The sequence below is a fragment of the Nocardia sp. NPDC057353 genome, from assembly GCF_042667085.1.
GTDB lineage: Bacteria > Actinomycetota > Actinomycetes > Mycobacteriales > Mycobacteriaceae > Nocardia.
In genome coordinates this window covers 161,397-180,141 of sequence record NZ_JBHVAK010000004.1, presented here as the reverse complement: position 1 = coordinate 180,141, position 18,745 = coordinate 161,397, and the positions used below count along the sequence as shown (strand labels likewise).

Here is an 18,745-nt window from a genome sequence, read left to right as displayed (position 1 = left end):
ACCGCGCTCCGCTTCGACCATGCGGCGATCGTAGGCGCGCTCAGACCCGCTCGGCGGACCGGGTCCGCACCCGCAGCGCGATCGGCTTCTGCGTCTCCGCGAAGAAGTCGTTCCCCTTGTCGTCCACCACGATGAAGGCCGGGAAGTCCTCGACCTCGATCTTCCACACCGCTTCCATGCCGAGCTCCTGGTACTCCAGCACCTCGACCGACTTGATGCAGTCCAGCGCCAGCCGCGCCGCGGGCCCGCCGATCGACCCCAGGTAGAACCCGCCGTGCTCCTTGCACGCCCTGGTCACCTGCGCGGACCGGTTCCCCTTGGCCAGCATGACGTGCGACCCGCCCGCCGCCTGGAACTGGTCCACGTAGGAGTCCATCCGCCCGGCGGTGGTCGGCCCGAACGACCCGGAGGCGTACCCGTCCGGCGTCTTGGCGGGCCCCGCATAGTAGACGGCCATGTCGCGCAGGTACTCCGGCATCGGCTCGCCCGCGTCCAGCCGCTCCTTGATCTTGGCGTGCGCGATGTCGCGCGCCACCACCAACGGCCCGCTCAGCGACAGCCGCGTCTTCACCGGGTACTTGGAGAGCTCCGCGCGAATGTCCGCCATCGGCCGGTTCAGGTCGATCCGGACCACGTCGCCGCCGAGGATCTCATCGGTCTGCTCCGGCAGGTACTGCGCGGGCTCCCGCTCGAGCTGCTCCAGGAAGACCCCCTCCGCGGTGATCTTCGCCAGCGCCTGCCGATCCGCCGAGCAGGACACCGCGAGCGCCACCGGACAGCTCGCCCCGTGCCGCGGCAGCCGCACCACCCGCACGTCGTGGCAGAAGTACTTGCCGCCGAACTGCGCCCCGATCCCGAAGGACTGGGTGAGCTTGAAGACCTCCTCCTCCAGCTCCAGGTCGCGGAAGGCGTGCCCGGCGAGCGAGCCCTCGGTGGGCAGCGAGTCCAGGTAGTGCGCCGAGGCGTACTTCGCGGTCTTGAGCGCGAACTCCGCGCTGGTCCCGCCGATCACCACCGCCAGGTGGTAGGGCGGGCAGGCCGCGGTGCCGAGCGAGCGGATCTTCTCGTCCAGGAACTCCAGCATCCGCGTGGGGTTCAGGACCGCCTTGGTCTCCTGGTAGAGGAAGGACTTGTTGGCCGAGCCGCCGCCCTTCGCCATGAACAGGAACTTGTAGGCCGGGTGCGCCGGGTCGCCGGGCGCCGAGTACAGCTCGACCTGCGCCGGCAGGTTGGAGCCGGTGTTCCTCTCGTCCCACATGGTGATCGGCGCCAGCTGCGAGTACCGCAGGTTCAGCTTCGTGTAGGCGTCGAAGACGCCGCGGCTGATCCACTCGGCGTCGTCCGCGCCGGTCAGCACGCCCTCGGACTTCTTGCCCATGACGATGGCGGTGCCGGTGTCCTGGCACATGGGCAGGATGCCGCCCGCCGAGATGTTCACGTTCTTGAGCAGGTCCAGCGCGACGAACCGGTCGTTCCCGCTGGCCTCCGGATCGTCGATGATCCGCCGCAGTTGCTGCAGATGTGCCGGGCGCAGGTAGTGGCTGATGTCGTGCATCGCCTCCGCGGTCAGCAGCCGCAGCACCTCGGGCTCCACCTGGAGGAAAGTGCGGCCGCCGACCTCGACGGTGGAGACCCCCTCGGTGGTGAGCAACCGGTACGGCGTCTCGTCGGCGCCGATCGGCAGCAGGTCGGAATAGCGGAACTCGGGCGCGGTCACGGAACGCACTCCTTCAAGCGGGCTGTCTGCGAAGTCACCGGAGCGTAACGACCGCGACCCGGGCGATCGTTGCTTAGGCTCCCCTATGCACGGCGGTGCACACCGAAGTTGTACCTTCAACTTCAAGCGCGACGACAGCGACCGGCGAGGATGGGAACACAGGCGGTGACCGACCCACAGTGGCTCGACGACCTGGAGATGCGGGCGTGGCTCGGCTACGTCCGCACCCGCGACCTGGTCGCCGCCGCGGTCGGGCGGGACTCCACCCGCGCGTCGAACCTGACCTTCGCCGAGTACTCGGTGATGGCCTACCTCTCACTCAATGGTGAATCGCTGACCTTCGCCGAGCTGGCGGCCAAGCTGGAGTGGTCGCAGAGCAGGCTCTCGCACCAGATCACCCGCATGGAGCGGCGCGGGCTGGTCGCCCGCGAGCCGCTCCCCGACGATGCGCGGCGCACCGCCGCCCGGCTCACCCCGGACGGCATCATGGCGCTCGGCGAGGCGGCGCCGATGCACGTCGCGAGCGTCCGGCGGAACATGATCGACGTGCTCGACCGCGCGCAACTCGCCGCGCTCGCCGACATCTACGACACCCTCCTCGCCCATCACCGGCGCTCCGCCGAGCCCTGACGCGGCGCCGAGGCCGAGCGCGTCGATGCGGTGCGGGGTGCGAGCAGGAGCCACCCCGCGATCGCGGCCAGCACCGCCACAGCACCGGCGACCAGGGCGGCCGCATGGAAGCCGTCCAGGAAGGTGGCCTTCACCAGGTCACCGAGCCGGTCGCCTGCGGGGCCGGGAAGCGCCCCCGCCACGTGTACCCCGGCCAACATCGAACTCGTCGCCGCGGCCTCGGCCGCCTCGGGCAGCGGGATGGCACCGAGCCCGCCCGCCACCTTTTCCGAGTACACCGAGGCGAGGACCGAGCCGAGGACCGCGACGCCCAGCGTCCCCCCGAGTTCCCGGCTCGTGTCGTTCACCGCCGACCCGGCCCCGACCTGCCCGGACGACAGCTCGTTGAGCACGGCGAAGGTCGCCGGACCGGAGACGAGCGCAACGCCGAGCGCCAGCGTCACCATGACCGGAACGATGACGCCCCAGTACGACGTGTACTGGTCGTAGCGGATGGTCAGCCAGAAGGCCACGGCCATCACCAGCGAGCCGAGCGCGGCCGCCCGGCCCGCCCCGAGCCTCGACCCCGCCCACATGCTCGGCCCGGCGAACACCGCCATCGCGATCGCGAACGGCAGGGTGCGGATTCCGGTTTCGAACGGCTCGTACTCCCTGATGCCCTGGAAATACTGGGTCATGAGAAAGACGAATCCCATCAGGGCGAACATGCCGAAGGTCAGCATCATCGCCGCCGTGGCGAAATTTCGGTCGCGGAACAATCGCACGTCGAACAGCGGCGACGAGAATCGTTTCTCCCACACCACGTAGGCGCCGATCACCGCGGCACCGACGAGCAATCCGGCGACGGTCCGCGTCGAGAGCCAGCCGTGGCCGGGCGCCTCGATCACGCTGTAGACGAATATCGAGATACCGACTATCGACAGCGCCATGCCGCCGAAATCGAATGCGTCCGCCTCGGGATTCCGGCTCTGCGGGAGAAGGAGCGCCGCGCCGACGAGGGCGATGGCACCGGCCGGTACATTGATCCAGAAGATCGACCCCCACGCATAGTTGTCGAGCAGCCAGCCGCCGAGCACCGGGCCGATGGCGGCGGCGACTCCGGCGACAGCGGCCCAGGCGGCCACCGCGATCGCACGCTCCCGCAGGTCGTCGAAGAGCAGTACGCCGATCGCCAGGGTCGCCGGGAACACGAGCGCGGCAAAGAAACCGAGCCCCGCCCGCGCGACGATCAGCTGTCCGAGGCTGTCCGACGTCGCCGCGAACACCGACAGCGCGGCGAACCCTACGATGCCGACGATGAGCAGCGTCTTGCGCCCGAAACGGTCTCCCAGATAACCGCCGGTGAGCAGGAATCCCGCGAAAACCAATGTGTAGACATCCACCACCATCTGCAATCCGGCCATATCCGCACCCAGATCGGTGGCGATCGTCGGTAGCGCGACATTCACGATCGTGTTGTCCACGAAAACCATCAGCTCGGCGAAGCACAATGCCGCCATACCGAGCCATCGAACAATCGGAGAATTCATCCGCAGCCCCTTCCGGTGGTGCCGGGCGGCGCGGAGACCCCCTGCCGCACCGCGCCGCCTTTCGCCCGGCACCACGTCACTGTAGGGAGCCGCGGGAAAGACCGAAATGCTCGATTGGGACACAACCATGATATTTTCGGGCCGGTGGAGCGACCTTCCTGGGACTTCAGGCGCGGCATCATCGGAGTCCGGCACATGGTGCGGGTCGGCATCGAGCACGGCGCCACGGAGCGCAGGCTGCTCGCCTCCACCGGCCTGCGCCCGGCCGACCTCGACGCCGACGATCTGGAGGTCGAGGCGATCCAGGAGCTGACGGTCGCCCGCAACCTGGTGCAGACCGTCGGCGACCGGCCCGGCCTCGGCACCGAGGTGGCGCGGCGCTTCTCCCTGACCAACTTCGGGCTGCTCGGCTTCGCCATGCTCAGCAGCCTGACCGCGGGCGAGGCGCTGCGGGTCGCGCTGCAGACGCTGCGGATCGGCAACCGGTTCATCGAGATCGAGGTCGGCCTCACCCCGACGACGGGGCGGATCGAGTTCCGCACCGACTCCCTGCCCGCCGATGTCCGCGCCTTCCTGCTCGAGCGGGACCTCGTGATCATCTTCGGCGTGCTCGTGCTGCGCTGCCTCGGCCCCGGACTCGCGGACCGGCTCGGCGACACCCGCCTCGAGCTGGCCCTGCCCGGCAGCACCGTGGCCACCGTGACCGAGGGCATGGCCCGGATGCTCGCCGATGTCGCGCACAACCCGGTTCAGCGGGTCCCGATCGTCGCGGACCGGCCGACGACCGCTCTGACGTTCCCCCTCGACCTCCTCGCCGAACCGATGTCCATGCCCGATCCCGCTACCGCCGCGCTCTGCGAGCAGCACTGCCTCGAGCTGCTGCAGCGGCGCAGCGAGCACGGTCGGCTCGCCACCAGGATCCGCGCACTGCTGCTGCAGCGGATCGACGCGCCGCCGACGGCGGAGGAGATCGCGCGGAGCCTGAACATGGACCGGCGCACGCTGCACCGGAGGCTCGCCGACGAGGGGACCACCTTCCGCGCGCTCGGCGAGGAGGTCCGCAGCGCGCTCGCGATCGACATGCTCGGCGTCCTCGGACTGACCGTGCAGGAGACCGCGGTTCGGCTCGGGTACTCCGGTGCCGCGGCGTTCAGCCGGTCGTTCACCCGGTGGACCGGTAGCCCGCCGAGTACCTACCGGCGGTGACGCCGCACCGCAATCGGTGTACAGACGTCTACTGACAATCGCCGCCTACTCGCGCATATTCGCGCGATCTCGGTGGTATACCCCTCCCATGTGCTCAGCAAGTGAGTGTACGGTCGTGCACAGAAGTTAGGGGCTGCCGATGGATCTGCTGAAGTGGAGCAAACGGCCGGCCGCGGACGTCGAGGCGACGAGGCCGCCGGTCAATATCGTGCGCGGCCTGGTGGCGCGGGCCACCACACCGCTGCTCCCCGACGACTACCTGCGCCTGATCAATCCGCTCTGGACCGCGCGCGAGCTGCGCGGCAAGGTCGTCGACGTCGTCAAGGAGACCGCCGATTCGGCCACGGTGGTGATCCGGCCCGGCTGGGGCTTCCCGGCGACCTACCGGCCGGGGCAGTACATCGGCATCGGGCTTCAGATCGGCGGCCGCTGGCACTGGCGCTCCTACTCGCTCACCTCGATCGGCGACACCGGGGACCGGACGCTCTCGATCACCGTCAAGGCGAATCCGGACGGGTTCCTCTCCACTCACCTGGTGGACGGCGTCGAACCCGGCACCATCATCCGGCTGGCCGCCCCCAAGGGCGACTTCCACCTGCCCGAACCGGTGCCGGGGAAGCTGCTGTTCGTGACCGCGGGCAGCGGGATCACGCCGGTGATGGCGATGCTCCGGGCGCTCACGGCCAAGGGGCAGGTGCCCGACATCCGGCACATCCACTCCGCGCCGACCCGGGACGACGTCATCTTCCTCGACGAGCTGGAGCGCAAGGCGGCCGAGGCCCCCGGCTACGACCTGACCCTGCAGCTCACCCGCGAGATGGGCAATGTCGACGCCGCGCGCCTGGACGAGTGGGTGCCCGACTGGCGGGAACGGGACTGCTGGGCCTGCGGCCCCGCCGGGCTGCTCGACGCCATGGAGTCGCACTACGAGGCGGGCGGGCTGCGGCACCGGCTGCACACCGAGCGCTTCACCATCGCCCGCACCGACCACGGCGGCGAGGGCGGCACCGTGCACTTCGCGGTCTCCGGCAAGGAGGCCGAGATCGACGGCGCGACAACGCTGCTCGAAGCCGGCGAGAACCTGGGCGTCCAGCTGCCCTTCGGGTGCCGGATGGGCATCTGCCAGACCTGTGTCGTCCCCCTGGCGGGGGGCTACGCGCGCGACCTCCGCACCGGCGAGGAGCGGCGCGAAGGAGAACGAATCCAGACCTGCATCAGCACCGTGTCCGGAGAATGCACGCTCGACCTGTAGGAGGTCCCGTGGCCATCACCGATATCGACGTCTACGCCCATCTGACCGCCGAGGACGTCGAGGCGCTCGGCGCCGAACTCGACGCGATCCGCCGCGATATCGAGGAGTCGCGCGGCGAACGCGACGCCAAGTACATCCACCGCACCATCGCGCTCCAGCGGGCGCTGGCCGCCGGTGGGCGCGCGACCCTCATGTTCAGCAATCGCAAGGCCGCGTGGGTGGCGGGCACCGCCATGCTCTCGGCGGCGAAGATCATCGAGAACATGGAACTCGGGCACAATGTCATGCACGGGCAGTGGGATTGGATGAACGACCCGGAGATCCACTCCTCCTCGTGGGAGTGGGACACCACCTGCCCGAGCGTGCAGTGGAAGCACTCGCACAATTTCGTGCACCACAAGTACACCAATATCGTCGGCATGGACGACGATGTCGGCTACGGCATCCTGCGCATCACCCGCGACCAGAAGTGGCTGTGGTGGAACGTCGGCAACCCCGTCTACAACTTCCTGCTGGCGACCTTCTTCGAGTGGGGCGTCGCCGCGCACCACCTCGAGGTGGAGAAGATCCGCAAGAAGGAGAAGACCTGGCGGCAGGTCTTCCGCGACCTGCGGATCATCGGCACCAAGGTCGGCAAGCAGGCGGCCAAGGACTACCTGATCTTCCCCGCGGTGGCCGGGAAGAACTGGAAGACCACGCTCACCGCGAACGCCACCGCCAATATCGTCCGGAACTACTGGGCGTACATGGTCATCTTCTGCGGCCACTTCCCCGACGGTGCCGAGAAATTCACCAGGGAGGAATTCGCCGAGGAGGACCAGCCGCGCTGGTACCTGCGCCAGATGCTCGGCTCCGCGAACTTCCACGCGGGCCCGCTCATGCGCTTCATGAGCGGCAACCTCAGCCACCAGATCGAGCACCACCTCTTCCCCGACCTCCCCAGCAACCGCTACGAGGAGATCGGGGTCCGGGTCCGCGCGCTCTGCGACAAGTACGACCTTCCGTACACCACCGGCTCCATCGGCCACCAGTACCTGCAGACCTTCCGGACCATCGCCAAGCTCTCGGTCCCCAACGGTCTGCTCTCCGCCACCTCCGACGACGCGCCGGAGACCGCCTCCGAACTCCGCTTCGCCATCCGCGAGGGGCTCTCGGACCACTTCGGCGTCGACCCGGTCACCGGTCAGCGCCGGGGCCTGCGCACCGCGTTGCGCGAACTGAACGAGGCCCCGGTGCGCTCGGGCGCGTGATCAGGCCGAGGCGGCGGTGTCCAGGGTGCGGGTGGGGGCGACCGGGGCGCCGAGGTCGCGGACGAAACCCTGGGGGATGACGATGTCGTCCCGGTCGAGGTCGTGGATGCTGGTCTTGCGCAGGCCGAGGAGGGCGGAGTCGATGCCGCCCTTCAGGATGTCGAGGACGTTCTCGACGCCCGCCTGGCCGTTGGCGGCGAGGCCCCAGAGGTAGGCGCGGCCGATGAGGACGGCGCGGGCGCCGAGCGCGACGGCCTTCACGACGTCGCTGCCGCGGCGGATGCCGCCGTCGAGCAGGACCTCGATCTGGTCGCCGACCGCGTCCGCGATGGCGGGCAGGGCGCGGATGGCGGCGGGGGTGCCGTCCAGGTTGTTGCCGCCGTGGTTGGAGACGGAGATACCCGCCACGCCCGCGTCGACGGCGCGCTGGGCGTCGTCGACCCGGATGACGCCCTTGAGCAGCACCGGGCCGTCCCAGTTGTCGACGACCCACTGCACGTCGGCCCAGTCCGGGGGCGGGGTGTTCATCCACTCGCCGTAGGCGGTGAAGAAGCCGGGGGCCTTGGCGTCGCCGGTGACCAGGTTGGGCACGGTGAGGTCGGGGAGGGTGCCCGACCGCAGGTAGGTGGTGAGCCAGCGCGGCTTGATCACGGTCGCGGGCGCGAACTTGAGCATGGTGCGGAAGTCGAGGCTCTGCGGGATCTCCGGGCTCCCCCAGTCCCGGCCGTGCGAGAACGACCAGTCCAGGGTGAGGATCAGCCCGACCGCACCGGCCGCCTTCGCGCGGGCCATGCGGGCGAGGATGTCGTCCTTGGAGCCGCACCAGTAGAGCTGGAAGAAGGTCGAGGGGTTGGCCGCGATCACCTCTTCGACGGGCTTGCTCGCGAACGAGCTGAGCCCCATCGCGACCCCGCGGGCGGCGGCGGCGCGGGCGACCGCGACCTCGCCGTCGGGGTGCACGGCCTGCACGCCGGTGGGCGAGATCAGCACCGGCATGGAGACGCTCTGCCCGAGCACCGTGGTGGCCTGCGAGCGCTCGCCGATGGGCCCGGCCACGTGCGGGGCGAAGCCGAGCTCGGTGAAGGCCTTCTGGTTGTCCTCGATGGTCTGCCCGCGCTCGGAGCCGGCGATGAGGGCGCCGTACACCGGCTTGGGCAGCCGCTTCTTCGCTCGCCGCTGGGCCTCGGCCACGGTCTCGAACCAGGGATTCATCGTCGGATCCTTTCCGGGGAGGACACCGGCCACCACTGGCCGGTGCGCTCGATCAGGTCGGTCACCAGCCGGTGCAGCAGGGCGCTGCCCTCGTCGGCGGTGGCGTCGGTGGGGTCGCCCAGTACGCCGTTGGCGCTGACGGCGCGGACGCCGCCCGCGCGCAGGGCGGGGAGCAGGTCGCGCAGGGGGCGGGGCTCCCCCGGTTCGGAGCGGTCGAGCCGCACCCGCCCGGGGTCGAGGGCGAGCTGCAGCGCGGTCTCGCTGCGTCCGGCGTGCGCGTCGCCGGGGTACTGCGGCAGATGGAACCGCACGTCACGCCCTTCGCCGCGGAGCAGCGCGCAGGCCCGCCGCAGCGGCTCGGCATTGCCGCCGTGGCCGCTGACCAGCAGCACCCGGTCGAGGAAGTCGGTGGCCGAGCGGCACAGCTCGACCAGTACCAGCTCCAGAGCGGCCTGGCCGATGGAGAGCGTGCCGGGGAACCCGGCGTGCTCCCCGCTGGACCCGTAGGGCAGCGCGGGCGCCACCAGCACATCCGGGCGGGCGGCGGCCAACCCGGAGCACAGCGCGACAGCGAGGTCGGTGTCGGTCGACAGCGGCAGGTGCGGGCCGTGCTGCTCGGTGGCCCCCAGGGGGACCACCAGGATCGCCGCGCGGCCGAGCGCACCCACCTCAGGCCAGGTGAGCGCGGCCACTTCGGCGTCCGCGCGACCCGGTGCTGTGAGTTCGGCCACGGCGCAAACATTATCGTCACCGACTGACATAATCAAGCCTGCGATAATCGCCCGGTGACCGAGCAGGGGAACACGCGCACCCGCGGCAGGCCGCGCGGGACCAGCCGCCGCCAACTCGAGCTCATCGCGCTCGAGCTGTTCACCGAGCGCGGTTTCGAGGACACCACGGTGGAGCAGATCGCGGCGGCTGCCGGGATCAGCGAGCGCACCTTCTTCCGCTACTTCCCCAGCAAGGGCGAGCTGCTCTGGTACCAGTTCGACGACGAGGTGGCGGCGCTGCGCGGGCTCTTCGCGACCGTGGCCGACGACGTCCCGCTGATGACGGCGGTGCGCCGGGTGGTGATCGCGGCCAATGTGTATCGCGCCGAGGACGTCCCGGAGCTGCGCACCAGGATGCACCTGCTGGCAACGGTTCCCGGGCTGGCCGCAACGGCGGGCGCGCACTACGACGCCTGGGAGCGCGCGGTCGCCGAGTTCGCGGCGCGCCGGATGGGGGGCGCCGCGGACGACCTGGTCCCGATGGCGGTCGGCCGGGCAACCCTGGCGACCGCGCGCGCCGCCTTCGACGCCTGGCTCGGCCGCGCCGACGGCGACCTCACGGTCTACCTGGACCGGGCGCTGGCCGCGCTCGCCGCGGGCTTCGCGGTGCCGGACCCGGTAGCCGCCGAGCTACCCGCAGGTTTGGGCGGCGGTGGAGATGGGGTATGAGTAGGCTCGGTGTCGGCGCGCGCCCGGCGCGGTGCGGGTCGCGGCGACCGGCAGCACAACCCCCATCCAACCGATGAGAAGGGGCCTGGAATTCCATGTCCGAGGTGTCCATGAGTCTTTCGGCGGATCCGCTGGTAGCGGGGCCGGTCGACAACCTGCTGCCCCAGCTCGTGGAGCACCTGCGGCAGAATCGCACCGCGCTGCGCGAGGAGTGGGCGCGCCGGATCACCGACGCGCAGCTGCTCACCGCGATGACCCCGGAGGAGATCTTCTCCGAAATCACCTCGGTCTACGACAATTACGTGGCGGTGCTGGAGACCGGCAGCGTCGAGGCGCTGCAGGCCTACGCCCGCGACCTCTCCGAGCGCATCATCCCGCGCGGCGTCGAGACCGACGAGGTGCTCGGCATCGTGCTGCTGCTGCGAGATGTGCTGGCCCGCTCGCTCTTCGAGAAGTACCAGTCCGACTTCAACCTGCTCAACCACGTGCTCGACGCCTACGAGCCCGCCGCGAACCGGATCGCCAGCACGGTGGCCATCTCCTTCGTGCAGGAGCGCGAGCGCGTCATCCGGCAGCAGCAGGAGGCCATCCGCGAGCTCTCCACCCCGGTGCTGCAGGTCCGTGAGCAGCTGCTCATTCTGCCGATCATCGGCGTGCTGGACAGCCAGCGCGCCCGCCAGCTCACCGAGCAGCTGCTGCGCGCCATCCGGGCCAACCGCGCCAAGGTGGTCGTCATCGACATCACCGGCGTGCCGGACATCGACTCCACGGTCGCCAACCACCTGGTGCAGACGGTCGACGCCTCCGGGCTGATGGGCGCCAACGTGATCATCACCGGGCTCTCCTCGGACATCGCGCTCACCCTGGTCACCATCGGGCTCGACCTGTCCAAGATGAACGCGGTCGGCGATCTGCAGGGCGGGATCGAGGAGGCGGAGCGGCTGCTCGGCTACGAGGTCACCCGGGTCACGGACCGGCTCACCGAGCGCGACGGCCGCTGACCGGGCGGGCGCGCAGATGCCGGTTCCGATTCTCAAGCAGGGCACCTACCTGATCGCGTCGGTGCAGTCCGCGCTGACCGACGCCGACACCGAGCGGCTGCAGGACGACCTGATGCGGCAGGTCAGCAAATACCGCGCCAACGGCATCATCGTCGACGTCACCGCCATCGACATCATGGATTCGTTCGCCGCTCGCTCGCTGCGTACCATCGCGCACATGACGCAGCTGCGGGGGGCCGAGACGGTGATCGTCGGGCTGCAGCCCGAGGTCGCGTTCGCCATGGTGCAGCTCGGGTTGACCTTCGAGGACATGCACACCGCGCTCGACCTCGAAGAGGGCCTCGCCTGGCTGAACGCGAAGACCTCCCGGCGCCAGCGAGACGGCCGTGACAGTGGCCGCTGAGAGCCACGTGATCCTGGTCAAGGTGTCGGGTGACATCGTGATCGCGCGTCAGGCAGGCCGCGAACTCGCGGCCGAGCTCGGCTTCTCGCTCACCGACCGCACCATGATCTCCACCGCCATCTCCGAGATCGCCCGCAACATCACCAGTTACGCCGGGAGCGGTGAGATCCGGCTGCTGGTGGACGAGCGCGAGGGCAGGCGCGCGCTCATCGTGCAGGCCGAGGACCAGGGGCCGGGCATCCGCGACATCACCCGCGCGCTGGAGGACGGCTACTCCACCGGCCGCGGGCTCGGGCTCGGGCTGCCCGGCGCGCGCAGGCTCATGGACCGGCTCACGGTCGACTCGAATCCCGGGCAGGGCACCCTCATCGAGATGTGGAAGTGGGTGCCGGAGAATGTTTGACCACGGTTTCGTCAACCGGGTCGAGTGGGCGGTCGCGGGCCGCGCCTACCCCGGCCACGAGGCCTCCGGTGACCGCGGCGTGGTGCTGGACGCGGGCGGCGGCCGGGTGCTCTTCGGCGTGCTGGACGGGCTCGGCCACGGCCGCGGCGCCGCCGAGGCGGCGGACCGGGCGGCCCAGGTGCTCGCGGAGAACCGCTCCGAGCCGCTGGACGTGCTGCTGGTGCTGTGCCACCGGGCCATGTCCGACACCAGGGGCGCGGCGGTCTCGCTGGCCTCGTTCGGCGCCGACGAGACGGTGCACTGGCTCGGCGTCGGGAATGTGGAGTCGCGGGTGCTGACCGCGGGCCCGGCCGGGATCTCGGTGCGCGCCACCATGCTGCTCACCGCGGGGATCGTCGGCTACCGGCTGCCGCCGACGCTGCAGCCGCAGAGCATCCCGGTGCGCCCCGGCGACCTGCTGCTCATGTCCACCGACGGCATCCTCGCCGACTCCGACGGCGCCATCGACCTGGCCCGCTCCACCGCCGACATCACCGCAGCCATCCTGGACACCTACGCCAAGGCCACCGACGACGCCCTGGTCCTGGCGGCGCGGCACCGCGGCGCCACCGACCCGGTGGCATGACGATGGCGGCCGGGGAGCGGGGCGACGACGCCGGGGCGGTGCTCACCGCGTTCCTCGACGACTACGCGGCGGTGCTGCGGCGGCACCTCGCCGCGCCGGAGCAGGGCGGGCTCGGCGAGGGGTACGAGCTGGGCAGGCGGGCGCTGGTGGAGCGGATCAGCCTGCTCGACCTCACCGAGCACCACTACCGGGTGGTGCAGGCCGCGCAGCGCGCGCCGGACGCCGGTGACCAGCGGATCGCGGAGAACGCGCTGGAGTTCCTGCTGCAGACGCTGGCCGCGCTGGACATCGCCACCCGCGGCTACCTGGACGGCACCAAGGCCTACGAGCAGCAGCGCACCCGCGCCGACGACCTGGCCGGGCGGGACGCCTTCCGCACCGCGCTGGTGGAGTCGCTGCAGGACGGCTTCTTCGTGGCCGAGGCGGACGGCACCATCACCGAGGTGAACTCGGCCTTCGGCGCGCTCACCGGCTACGGCCCCGGCGACGTCCCGTTCGCGCTGCCGCACCCGTGGTCGCCGCCGAACGCCCCGCGCTACCCCGACCTCGGCAGCGAGTCGCTGCGCTGGGTGATGCCGGTGCAGCACCGGGACGGCCGCAAGGTCTGGCTCGCGGTGAGCACCAGCTCGCTGGTGAAGCCGGAGAACGACGAGCGGATCTTCGTCGGCACCATCCGCGACGTCACCGCCGAGCACGACGCGCAGGCCCGCGACCAGGCCGCCTCCCGGCTGGCGACCGCGGTGGGCGCGGCCACCAGCGTGGCCGAGGTGCTCGCCGTCGGGCTGGACGAGCTGCGCCGCACCGCGGGCGCGGCGGCGGCCGTGGTCGCGGTCTGGCCCGCCCGCACCGCGGAGCCGGAGATCTACACCTCCGGCCCGGACCGCCAGGACGAGGACGAGTTCGCCGACCTCCCGGCGCGCGCCGTCCCCGACGGCCCGGACCCGGACACCAGGGCGCTGCTGGAGCGCGCCCGCCGCCGCTCGCCGCGCTCGCTGCAGGTGCTCCCCGACGGCCTGGACAGCGCCGCGGGCATCGTGGCCCCGCTCGGCGAGACCGGGGACGCCGCGCTGCTGCTGCGCTTCGCCGCCCCGCGCGTGGTCGCCGCCGCCGACCGCACGCTCTTCTCGCTGCTCATCGGGCACCTCAGCCTGGCGGTGCAGCGGGCCCGCAACTTCGACCAGGCCCGCGCGACCTCGCTCACGCTGCAGCGCGCCATGCTCGGCCCGATCGAGCTGCCGCCGCGCTTCTCGGTGCACTACGAGCCCGCGCTGCCGCCGCTGGAGATCGGCGGCGACTGGTACGACGTGGTCCCGCTGCGCGACGGCACCATCGGCGTCGTGGTCGGCGACTGCGTCGGCCGCGGCCTCTCCGCCGCGGTGGTCATGGGCCAGCTGCGCACCGCCGCGCGGGCGCTGCTGCTGCGCGGGGCCGGTCCGGCCCAGCTGCTGGCCGAGCTGGACACGGTGGCGGCGCGGATTCCCGGCGCCATGTGCACGACGGTCTGCGCGGCGGTGCTCGACCCGGTGCGCGGGGTGGTGCGGTACAGCAGCGCCGGGCACATGCCGCCGATCCTGGCCGACGTCGGCGAGGTCGGGCGGCTGCTGGAGGGCGGGCGCGCGGTGCCGCTGGCCACCTTCGACATGCCGCGCAGGCCGGAGGCGACGACCGCGCTCCCGCCCGGGGCCACGCTGGTGCTCTTCACCGACGGGCTGGTGGAGCGCAAGGGCGTCGACATCGACGACAGCTTCGCGCAGATCGCGCAGGTGCTGGCCGGGACGCCGGGGCGGCTGCCGCGCGAGGTCGCGGACGCGGTGCTGAGCAGGCTGCGCCCGGCCGCCGGGTACGACGACGACGTCGCCATGGTGGTCTACCGGCAGCCGCCCGCCCCGCTGCTGCTCGACGTGCCCGCCGCCGCCGAGCAGCTCACCGTGCTGCGCCGCACGCTGAAGGCCTGGTTCGCCGCCGCCGCGGTGCCGCACGACCTCGCCGCCGACCTGGTCGCCGCCGCCAACGAGGCGTGCAGCAACAGCGTCGAGCACGCCTACCTGCACAAGCGGCCGGGCCGGGTGATCCTCGCCGCGGAGTGCGACACCGAGACCGTGGTCATCGTGGTCCGCGACGACGGCGACTGGAAGCCGCGCGCCGCGGACCCCGGCTACCGCGGCCGCGGCATCGAGATGATGAAGGCACTCACCGAGGACGTGGAGATCGAGCACACCGCGGAGGGCACCAGGGTGCGCATGTGGGTCACGCTGCCCGCCATCACCTTCCCCACCGCGAACCCGATCCGCAGCGCCGGTCAGCCCGCGTAGCGGGCGGCGAGCTTCGCGAGGTCGTCGAGGACGCGCAGCGTCTCGTCCGCGGGCAGGGTCTCCAGCTTCAGCGTCGCGCGGACCGCGCCCGCCTCGGCGTAGGCGTCGAGCACCGCGGGGTCGGCCGGGGCCGGGGTGACCGCGATCGGCAGCCCGCTGTCCAGGAACGGCGCGAGCTGCTCGGCCACCGCGGCCGGGCTGCCGACGCCGTTCGGGATCCAGCCGAGGCCGAGCCGCCGCGCCCGCCTCGCCGCCGCCTCCGCACCGCCGACGAAGATCGGCGGGTGCGGCCGCTGCACCGGCTTGGGCCAGGCCTGGAACGGCGCGAAGTCCAGGTGCGTGCCGTGGAACTCGACCGTCTCCGCGGTCCAGGTCCGCGTGATCACCTGGAGCTGCTCGTCCAGCAGCGCGCCCCTGGTGCGCGGGTCGGTGCCGTGGTCGGCCATCTCCTCGCGGTTCCAGCCGACGCCGACGCCGAACACCACCCGGCCGTTCGAGATCCGGTCCAGCGTCGCGACCTCCTTGGCGGTGTGCAGCACATCGCGCTGGATCAGCAGCGTGACCCCGGTGCCGAGCACCAGCCGCTCGGTGACCGCCGCGATGGCGGCGAAGGCCACGAACGGGTCGAGCGTGCGGTAGTACACCCGGGGCAGCTCACCCCCGGCCGGGTACGCCGTCTCCCGACTCAGCGGGATGTGCGAATGCTCCGCGAGGAACAGCGATTCGAAGCCGCGCTCCTCGAGCGCCCGCCCCAGTTCGAGCGGGCCGATCCCCTCGTCGGTCAGGAAGGTGTTGATTCCGATCTGCATACCGATGCGGAACGGCCGTCCGCGCGGGGAAATTCCGTTTCGCGCGCGCTGCGCGCGACCCTTGCGCCCGCTACCGGGAGCGACCGTCCTCGCGGGCGACGGAGCGCTCGCCGCTGCTGAACACCGGCAGCGGAACAGCGGTCTCGGGGGCCGTGCCGGTGGCGACTGCGGCCTCGGCGTGGCTGAAGAGCGGGGCCTGATCGATATTGCTCACGACGGACTCCTTCGGGCGGAACGTGGCGATCGGGCACAGCATTACCCAACCCGCCGACATTATTCTCCCCGAAAAGCCGACTTCGTGGTGATGTATTCGCCTGGCGCGGATGAACATCTCGCCCGCGCCCGATGCCGGTCAGTAGTGCGAGGCGCCGCCGTCGATGGAGAGCGGGATCGAGGTGATGTACTTCGATTCGTCGCTGACCAGGAAGAGCACCGCGTCGGCGATCTCCTCGGCGGTGGCCGCCCAGCGCGGCAGGAACGGGGTTCCCATGCCGTTGAGCTGCGGATTGGTCTCGCCCGCCGCGGCGATGGCGGCCTGCATGTTGCCCGAGCCCATGGGCGTGTTCACCCCGCCGGGGTGCACCGAGTTCACCCGGATGTCGTGCGGGCCGAGCTCGGCGGCGAAGGCCCGCGCCATGCCGGTGACGGCGTGCTTGCTCGCCGTGTAGTGCACCATGAACGGCTGCATCTTGACCCCGGCGTAGGAGCTGATGAGCGCGATCGAGCCGCCGCGGCCGCCCGCGATGAGGTGCGGGGCGGTGACGGTGACGGTGTTCCAGACACCGATGACGTTGGTGTCGATGACGTCGCGGAACTCCTGCGGGCTGATCGCGTTCCAGGCGTTCGGGATGCAGATGCCCGCGTTGGCGATCACGATGTCGAGCCTGCCGAGCTCGGCGACGGCGGCGTCAGTGGCGGCGCGCATGGCGTCGATGTCGCGGACGTCGGCGATGCTCGCGACGATCCGGCCGCCCGCCTTCTCCACCAGCCGCACGGTCTCGTCGAGGTCGTCGGGGGTGGGCGAGTCGTAGGGCACGCCGGGCAGCGGGCCCGCGAGGTCGACGGCGACGATGTCGGCGCCCTCCTCGGCGAGCCGCACCGCGTGCGCGCGGCCCTGGCCGCGGGCGGCGCCGGTGATCAGCGCGACCTTGCCTGCAACACGTCCGGTCATGGGGTCCTCCTAGATGCGGATGAGCGTGGGGTCCGGGGCGAAGCCGCCGGGGGCGGTGACGGGGGCGGCGAGCATGCCCGCCGCCGCGTCGGTGAGGAAGCAGGCGAGCGCGGCGGGCTCCGGCTCGCGCTGCCCGGCGGCGAGCTCGGCCTCGTAGGCGGCGCAGACCTCGAAGACCATCCGGGTGAGCACCCAGCCGCGGCCGTCGAGCACCGCCGGGTCGACGTGGCACAGGCGGTCGCGGACCGCGGCCATGATCGCGGCGCTGGCGGCGCCCGCGACCGGCCGCTCCAGCAGCGGCGCGGTGGAGGGCGCGGCGCGCACCTGGTTCACGAACCGGGCCCGCCAGCTCGGCGCGGGGAGGTCGACCAGGCCGCGGACGGCGGGCAGCACCAGGCAGTGCAGCAGCGCCGGGAGCGCGGGGTCCGGGTCGAGCGCGGCCAGCAGGCGGGCGCGCAGCGGCTCGGCGCGCGCGGTGTAGCGGTCCAGCATGGCGGTGATCAGCCCGTCCCGGTCGCCGAAGTGGTAGGCGACCGCGGAGTGGTTGGCATTGCCCGCGCGCTCGGCGATCCGCCGGTTGGAGACCTGGTCGATGCCGTCCCGGCCGTACAGCTCCTCGGCGGCGTCCATCAGCGCGCCGCGTGCCGCCTCGCCGTGCCCTGCCATCGCGCTCCCATCGTCGACCGCGAGATTAAGTCACCTGACGTAATCTGTCGAGCGGCGACCGGGCGCAACCCCACACGGCGGGCCGAACGGGGATAGCCTGATCGCGAGTGATTGCCATGGTGACCAGCGACGGAGGACCGACATGTACGGCACACGCGACGCAGCGCACTTCCTGGCGCGGCTGATCCTCGGCTTCATCTTCATCATGCACGGCTGGCAGAAGCTGCACACCAACGGAATCAGCAACGTGGAGAAGGGCTTCGACGCGATGGGCATCCCCGCGCCCGCGCTCGCCGCCCAGTACGCCACCTGGGTCGAGTTCATCGGCGGCATCCTGCTGATCCTCGGCCTGCTGCTCCCCCTGGTCTCGCTGCTGCTCATCCTGAACATGCTCGGCGCCATCTGGTACGCGCACCGGGACGCGGGCTTCTGGAACGCCGACGGCGGCTGGGAACTCCCGCTCGCCCTGATCGCCGGGTTGCTGGCGGTCGGGCTGGCGGAGTCGGGGCGGTCCGCGGCCGACCACTACATCCGGCGCAGGCGCGGGGCGCGGGTGAACTGAGCCGGGGCGGCCGTTCGACGGGCGGCCGCCGCGGGATGCCCCACCCAGGGTGGGGTTTTCCTCCCCCTCGGAGGCGAGCACACCCTCGCTGGGGTCATATCGGGACGGGGTGCGCGCGAGGAGTATCGGAGACACCCCCTCGTCGTCTCCCGAAGGACCCCTCATGCCTTCCACCACACCACGGCCGCACGTCGACCCCGCGCTCGACCTGACCGCCGAAGAACTGCACCGCTGGTCCAACCGCATCGCCAGGATGCTGCTCGGCATGGGCGCCGAGGCCGGTGCGCCGATCGCCGTCGCCATCGACCTGCCGGTGGAGGCGGCGGTGGCGGAGCGCGCGATCGCCAAGGTGCGCGGGATCGCGCTGCCGGTGGCGGCGGGCGCCGCTGCCGCGCGCACCGCGCTGGGGATCACGCACCGGGCGCGCAGGCCGGAGCTGAGCGACGACGTGCGCTGGCTGATCCTGGACGAGCCCGCCACGCTGCGCCGCTACCTCGTCGGGTCGGACTCCACGATCACCGTGGCCGACCGCTCGGCGTCCCGCCGTTCCGCCTGATC

20 protein-coding genes are annotated in these 18,745 nt (G+C 71.5%); 12 read left to right on the top strand and 8 right to left on the bottom strand.

Annotated features, from left to right (window positions below):
• Positions 1-40 precede the first annotated feature (40 nt).
• A complete protein-coding gene (locus ACFUUZ_RS03795) occupies positions 41-1,717 on the bottom strand; it encodes a fumarate hydratase (protein WP_378692224.1) in 1,677 nt (558 codons plus the stop codon).
• Between the two features lie 165 nt (positions 1,718-1,882).
• Between ACFUUZ_RS03795 and ACFUUZ_RS03790 the strand changes: the two genes are divergently transcribed.
• Positions 1,883-2,347, top strand: coding sequence for a MarR family winged helix-turn-helix transcriptional regulator (locus tag ACFUUZ_RS03790; protein WP_378692222.1), 465 nt, complete (start codon positions 1,883-1,885; stop codon positions 2,345-2,347).
• Here the strand turns inward: ACFUUZ_RS03790 and ACFUUZ_RS03785 are convergent.
• Positions 2,323-3,876: a DHA2 family efflux MFS transporter permease subunit gene (locus ACFUUZ_RS03785; RefSeq protein ID WP_378692220.1), complete on the bottom strand. Its 1,554-nt coding sequence runs from the start codon at positions 3,874-3,876 to the stop codon at positions 2,323-2,325. The two genes, ACFUUZ_RS03790 and ACFUUZ_RS03785, sit on opposite strands and share 25 nt — an antisense overlap.
• Positions 3,877-4,020: 144 nt before the next feature.
• Between ACFUUZ_RS03785 and ACFUUZ_RS03780 the strand changes: the two genes are divergently transcribed.
• From ACFUUZ_RS03780 to ACFUUZ_RS03770, 3 genes are all read left to right on the top strand, one after another.
• Positions 4,021-5,082, top strand: a complete 1,062-nt coding sequence (locus ACFUUZ_RS03780; protein ID WP_378692218.1) for an AraC family transcriptional regulator ligand-binding domain-containing protein — start codon at positions 4,021-4,023, stop codon at positions 5,080-5,082.
• Positions 5,083-5,221: 139 nt separating this feature from the next.
• On the top strand, positions 5,222-6,334 hold the full coding sequence (locus ACFUUZ_RS03775) for a ferredoxin reductase (protein WP_378692216.1): 1,113 nt from the start codon (positions 5,222-5,224) through the stop codon (positions 6,332-6,334).
• A gap of 8 nt (positions 6,335-6,342) precedes the next feature.
• Positions 6,343-7,584 (top strand): fatty acid desaturase family protein, encoded by a 1,242-nt coding sequence (locus ACFUUZ_RS03770; protein WP_378692214.1) that lies wholly within the window; start codon positions 6,343-6,345, stop codon positions 7,582-7,584.
• On the opposite strand, the gene mftD is transcribed toward ACFUUZ_RS03770, so the two are convergent.
• Positions 7,585-8,796, bottom strand: coding sequence for a pre-mycofactocin synthase MftD (mftD, locus tag ACFUUZ_RS03765; protein ID WP_378692212.1), 1,212 nt, complete (start codon positions 8,794-8,796; stop codon positions 7,585-7,587).
• Complete coding sequence (mftE, locus tag ACFUUZ_RS03760; RefSeq protein ID WP_378692210.1) at positions 8,793-9,527, bottom strand: mycofactocin biosynthesis peptidyl-dipeptidase MftE; 735 nt, start codon at positions 9,525-9,527, stop codon at positions 8,793-8,795. The genes mftD and mftE overlap by 4 nt, the downstream gene beginning before the upstream one ends.
• Positions 9,528-9,581: 54 nt before the next feature.
• Here mftE and mftR point away from each other — a divergent pair, with 54 nt between their 5' ends.
• From mftR to ACFUUZ_RS03730, 6 genes are all read left to right on the top strand, one after another.
• Complete coding sequence (gene mftR, locus ACFUUZ_RS03755; RefSeq protein ID WP_378692208.1) at positions 9,582-10,235, top strand: mycofactocin system transcriptional regulator; 654 nt, start codon at positions 9,582-9,584, stop codon at positions 10,233-10,235.
• A gap of 95 nt (positions 10,236-10,330) precedes the next feature.
• A complete protein-coding gene (locus ACFUUZ_RS03750) occupies positions 10,331-11,236 on the top strand; it encodes an STAS domain-containing protein (RefSeq protein ID WP_067659190.1) in 906 nt (301 codons plus the stop codon).
• A 16-nt stretch (positions 11,237-11,252) separates the two neighbouring features.
• Complete coding sequence (locus ACFUUZ_RS03745) at positions 11,253-11,639, top strand: STAS domain-containing protein (protein ID WP_357023549.1); 387 nt, start codon at positions 11,253-11,255, stop codon at positions 11,637-11,639.
• Positions 11,629-12,042 (top strand): ATP-binding protein, encoded by a 414-nt coding sequence (locus ACFUUZ_RS03740; RefSeq protein WP_378692267.1) that lies wholly within the window; start codon positions 11,629-11,631, stop codon positions 12,040-12,042. The genes ACFUUZ_RS03745 and ACFUUZ_RS03740 overlap by 11 nt, the downstream gene beginning before the upstream one ends.
• On the top strand, positions 12,035-12,667 hold the full coding sequence (locus ACFUUZ_RS03735) for a SpoIIE family protein phosphatase (RefSeq protein ID WP_378692205.1): 633 nt from the start codon (positions 12,035-12,037) through the stop codon (positions 12,665-12,667). Before ACFUUZ_RS03740 ends, ACFUUZ_RS03735 begins: the two co-directional genes overlap by 8 nt.
• Complete coding sequence (locus tag ACFUUZ_RS03730; protein WP_378692203.1) at positions 12,664-14,979, top strand: SpoIIE family protein phosphatase; 2,316 nt, start codon at positions 12,664-12,666, stop codon at positions 14,977-14,979. Before ACFUUZ_RS03735 ends, ACFUUZ_RS03730 begins: the two co-directional genes overlap by 4 nt.
• Here ACFUUZ_RS03730 and ACFUUZ_RS03725 read toward each other — a convergent pair.
• The 4 genes from ACFUUZ_RS03725 to ACFUUZ_RS03710 all read right to left on the bottom strand — a co-directional run bounded on the left by ACFUUZ_RS03725 (position 14,967) and on the right by ACFUUZ_RS03710 (position 17,625).
• Positions 14,967-15,788, bottom strand: a complete 822-nt coding sequence (locus ACFUUZ_RS03725) for a TIGR03619 family F420-dependent LLM class oxidoreductase (RefSeq protein ID WP_378692201.1) — start codon at positions 15,786-15,788, stop codon at positions 14,967-14,969. The two genes, ACFUUZ_RS03730 and ACFUUZ_RS03725, sit on opposite strands and share 13 nt — an antisense overlap.
• Before the next feature lie 70 nt (positions 15,789-15,858).
• Entirely contained in the window at positions 15,859-16,002 is a 144-nt protein-coding gene (locus ACFUUZ_RS03720) for a hypothetical protein (RefSeq protein ID WP_378692200.1), read from the bottom strand.
• Between the two features lie 138 nt (positions 16,003-16,140).
• A complete protein-coding gene (locus ACFUUZ_RS03715) occupies positions 16,141-16,959 on the bottom strand; it encodes a mycofactocin-coupled SDR family oxidoreductase (protein ID WP_378692198.1) in 819 nt (272 codons plus the stop codon).
• Positions 16,960-16,968: 9 nt separating this feature from the next.
• Positions 16,969-17,625 carry a TetR/AcrR family transcriptional regulator gene (locus ACFUUZ_RS03710; protein ID WP_378692196.1) on the bottom strand — a complete coding sequence of 219 codons (657 nt, stop codon included), beginning with the start codon at positions 17,623-17,625 and terminating at the stop codon, positions 16,969-16,971.
• 142 nt (positions 17,626-17,767) lie between these two features.
• On the opposite strand from ACFUUZ_RS03710, the gene ACFUUZ_RS03705 reads away from it, so the two are divergent.
• On the top strand, positions 17,768-18,187 hold the full coding sequence (locus ACFUUZ_RS03705; RefSeq protein WP_378692194.1) for a DoxX family protein: 420 nt from the start codon (positions 17,768-17,770) through the stop codon (positions 18,185-18,187).
• A gap of 163 nt (positions 18,188-18,350) precedes the next feature.
• Positions 18,351-18,743: a hypothetical protein gene (locus ACFUUZ_RS03700; RefSeq protein WP_378692192.1), complete on the top strand. Its 393-nt coding sequence runs from the start codon at positions 18,351-18,353 to the stop codon at positions 18,741-18,743.
• Positions 18,744-18,745: the final 2 nt, after the last annotated feature.

Excerpts from the sequence above, each read along its gene's own strand:
- ACFUUZ_RS03785 (WP_378692220.1), bottom strand. The coding sequence starts at position 3,876 with ATGAATTCTCCGATTGTTCGATGGCTCGGTATGGCGGCATTGTGCTTC.
- ACFUUZ_RS03775 (WP_378692216.1), top strand. The coding sequence starts at position 5,222 with ATGGATCTGCTGAAGTGGAGCAAACGGCCGGCCGCGGACGTCGAGGCG.
- mftD (WP_378692212.1), bottom strand. The coding sequence starts at position 8,796 with ATGAATCCCTGGTTCGAGACCGTGGCCGAGGCCCAGCGGCGAGCGAAG.
- ACFUUZ_RS03750 (WP_067659190.1), top strand. The coding sequence starts at position 10,331 with ATGTCCGAGGTGTCCATGAGTCTTTCGGCGGATCCGCTGGTAGCGGGG.
- ACFUUZ_RS03745 (WP_357023549.1), top strand. The coding sequence starts at position 11,253 with ATGCCGGTTCCGATTCTCAAGCAGGGCACCTACCTGATCGCGTCGGTG.
- ACFUUZ_RS03735 (WP_378692205.1), top strand. The coding sequence starts at position 12,035 with ATGTTTGACCACGGTTTCGTCAACCGGGTCGAGTGGGCGGTCGCGGGC.
- ACFUUZ_RS03730 (WP_378692203.1), top strand. The coding sequence starts at position 12,664 with ATGACGATGGCGGCCGGGGAGCGGGGCGACGACGCCGGGGCGGTGCTC.
- ACFUUZ_RS03725 (WP_378692201.1), bottom strand. The coding sequence starts at position 15,788 with ATGCAGATCGGAATCAACACCTTCCTGACCGACGAGGGGATCGGCCCG.
- ACFUUZ_RS03715 (WP_378692198.1), bottom strand. The coding sequence starts at position 16,959 with ATGACCGGACGTGTTGCAGGCAAGGTCGCGCTGATCACCGGCGCCGCC.
- ACFUUZ_RS03710 (WP_378692196.1), bottom strand. The coding sequence starts at position 17,625 with ATGGCAGGGCACGGCGAGGCGGCACGCGGCGCGCTGATGGACGCCGCC.
- ACFUUZ_RS03705 (WP_378692194.1), top strand. The coding sequence starts at position 17,768 with ATGTACGGCACACGCGACGCAGCGCACTTCCTGGCGCGGCTGATCCTC.
- ACFUUZ_RS03700 (WP_378692192.1), top strand. The coding sequence starts at position 18,351 with ATGCCTTCCACCACACCACGGCCGCACGTCGACCCCGCGCTCGACCTG.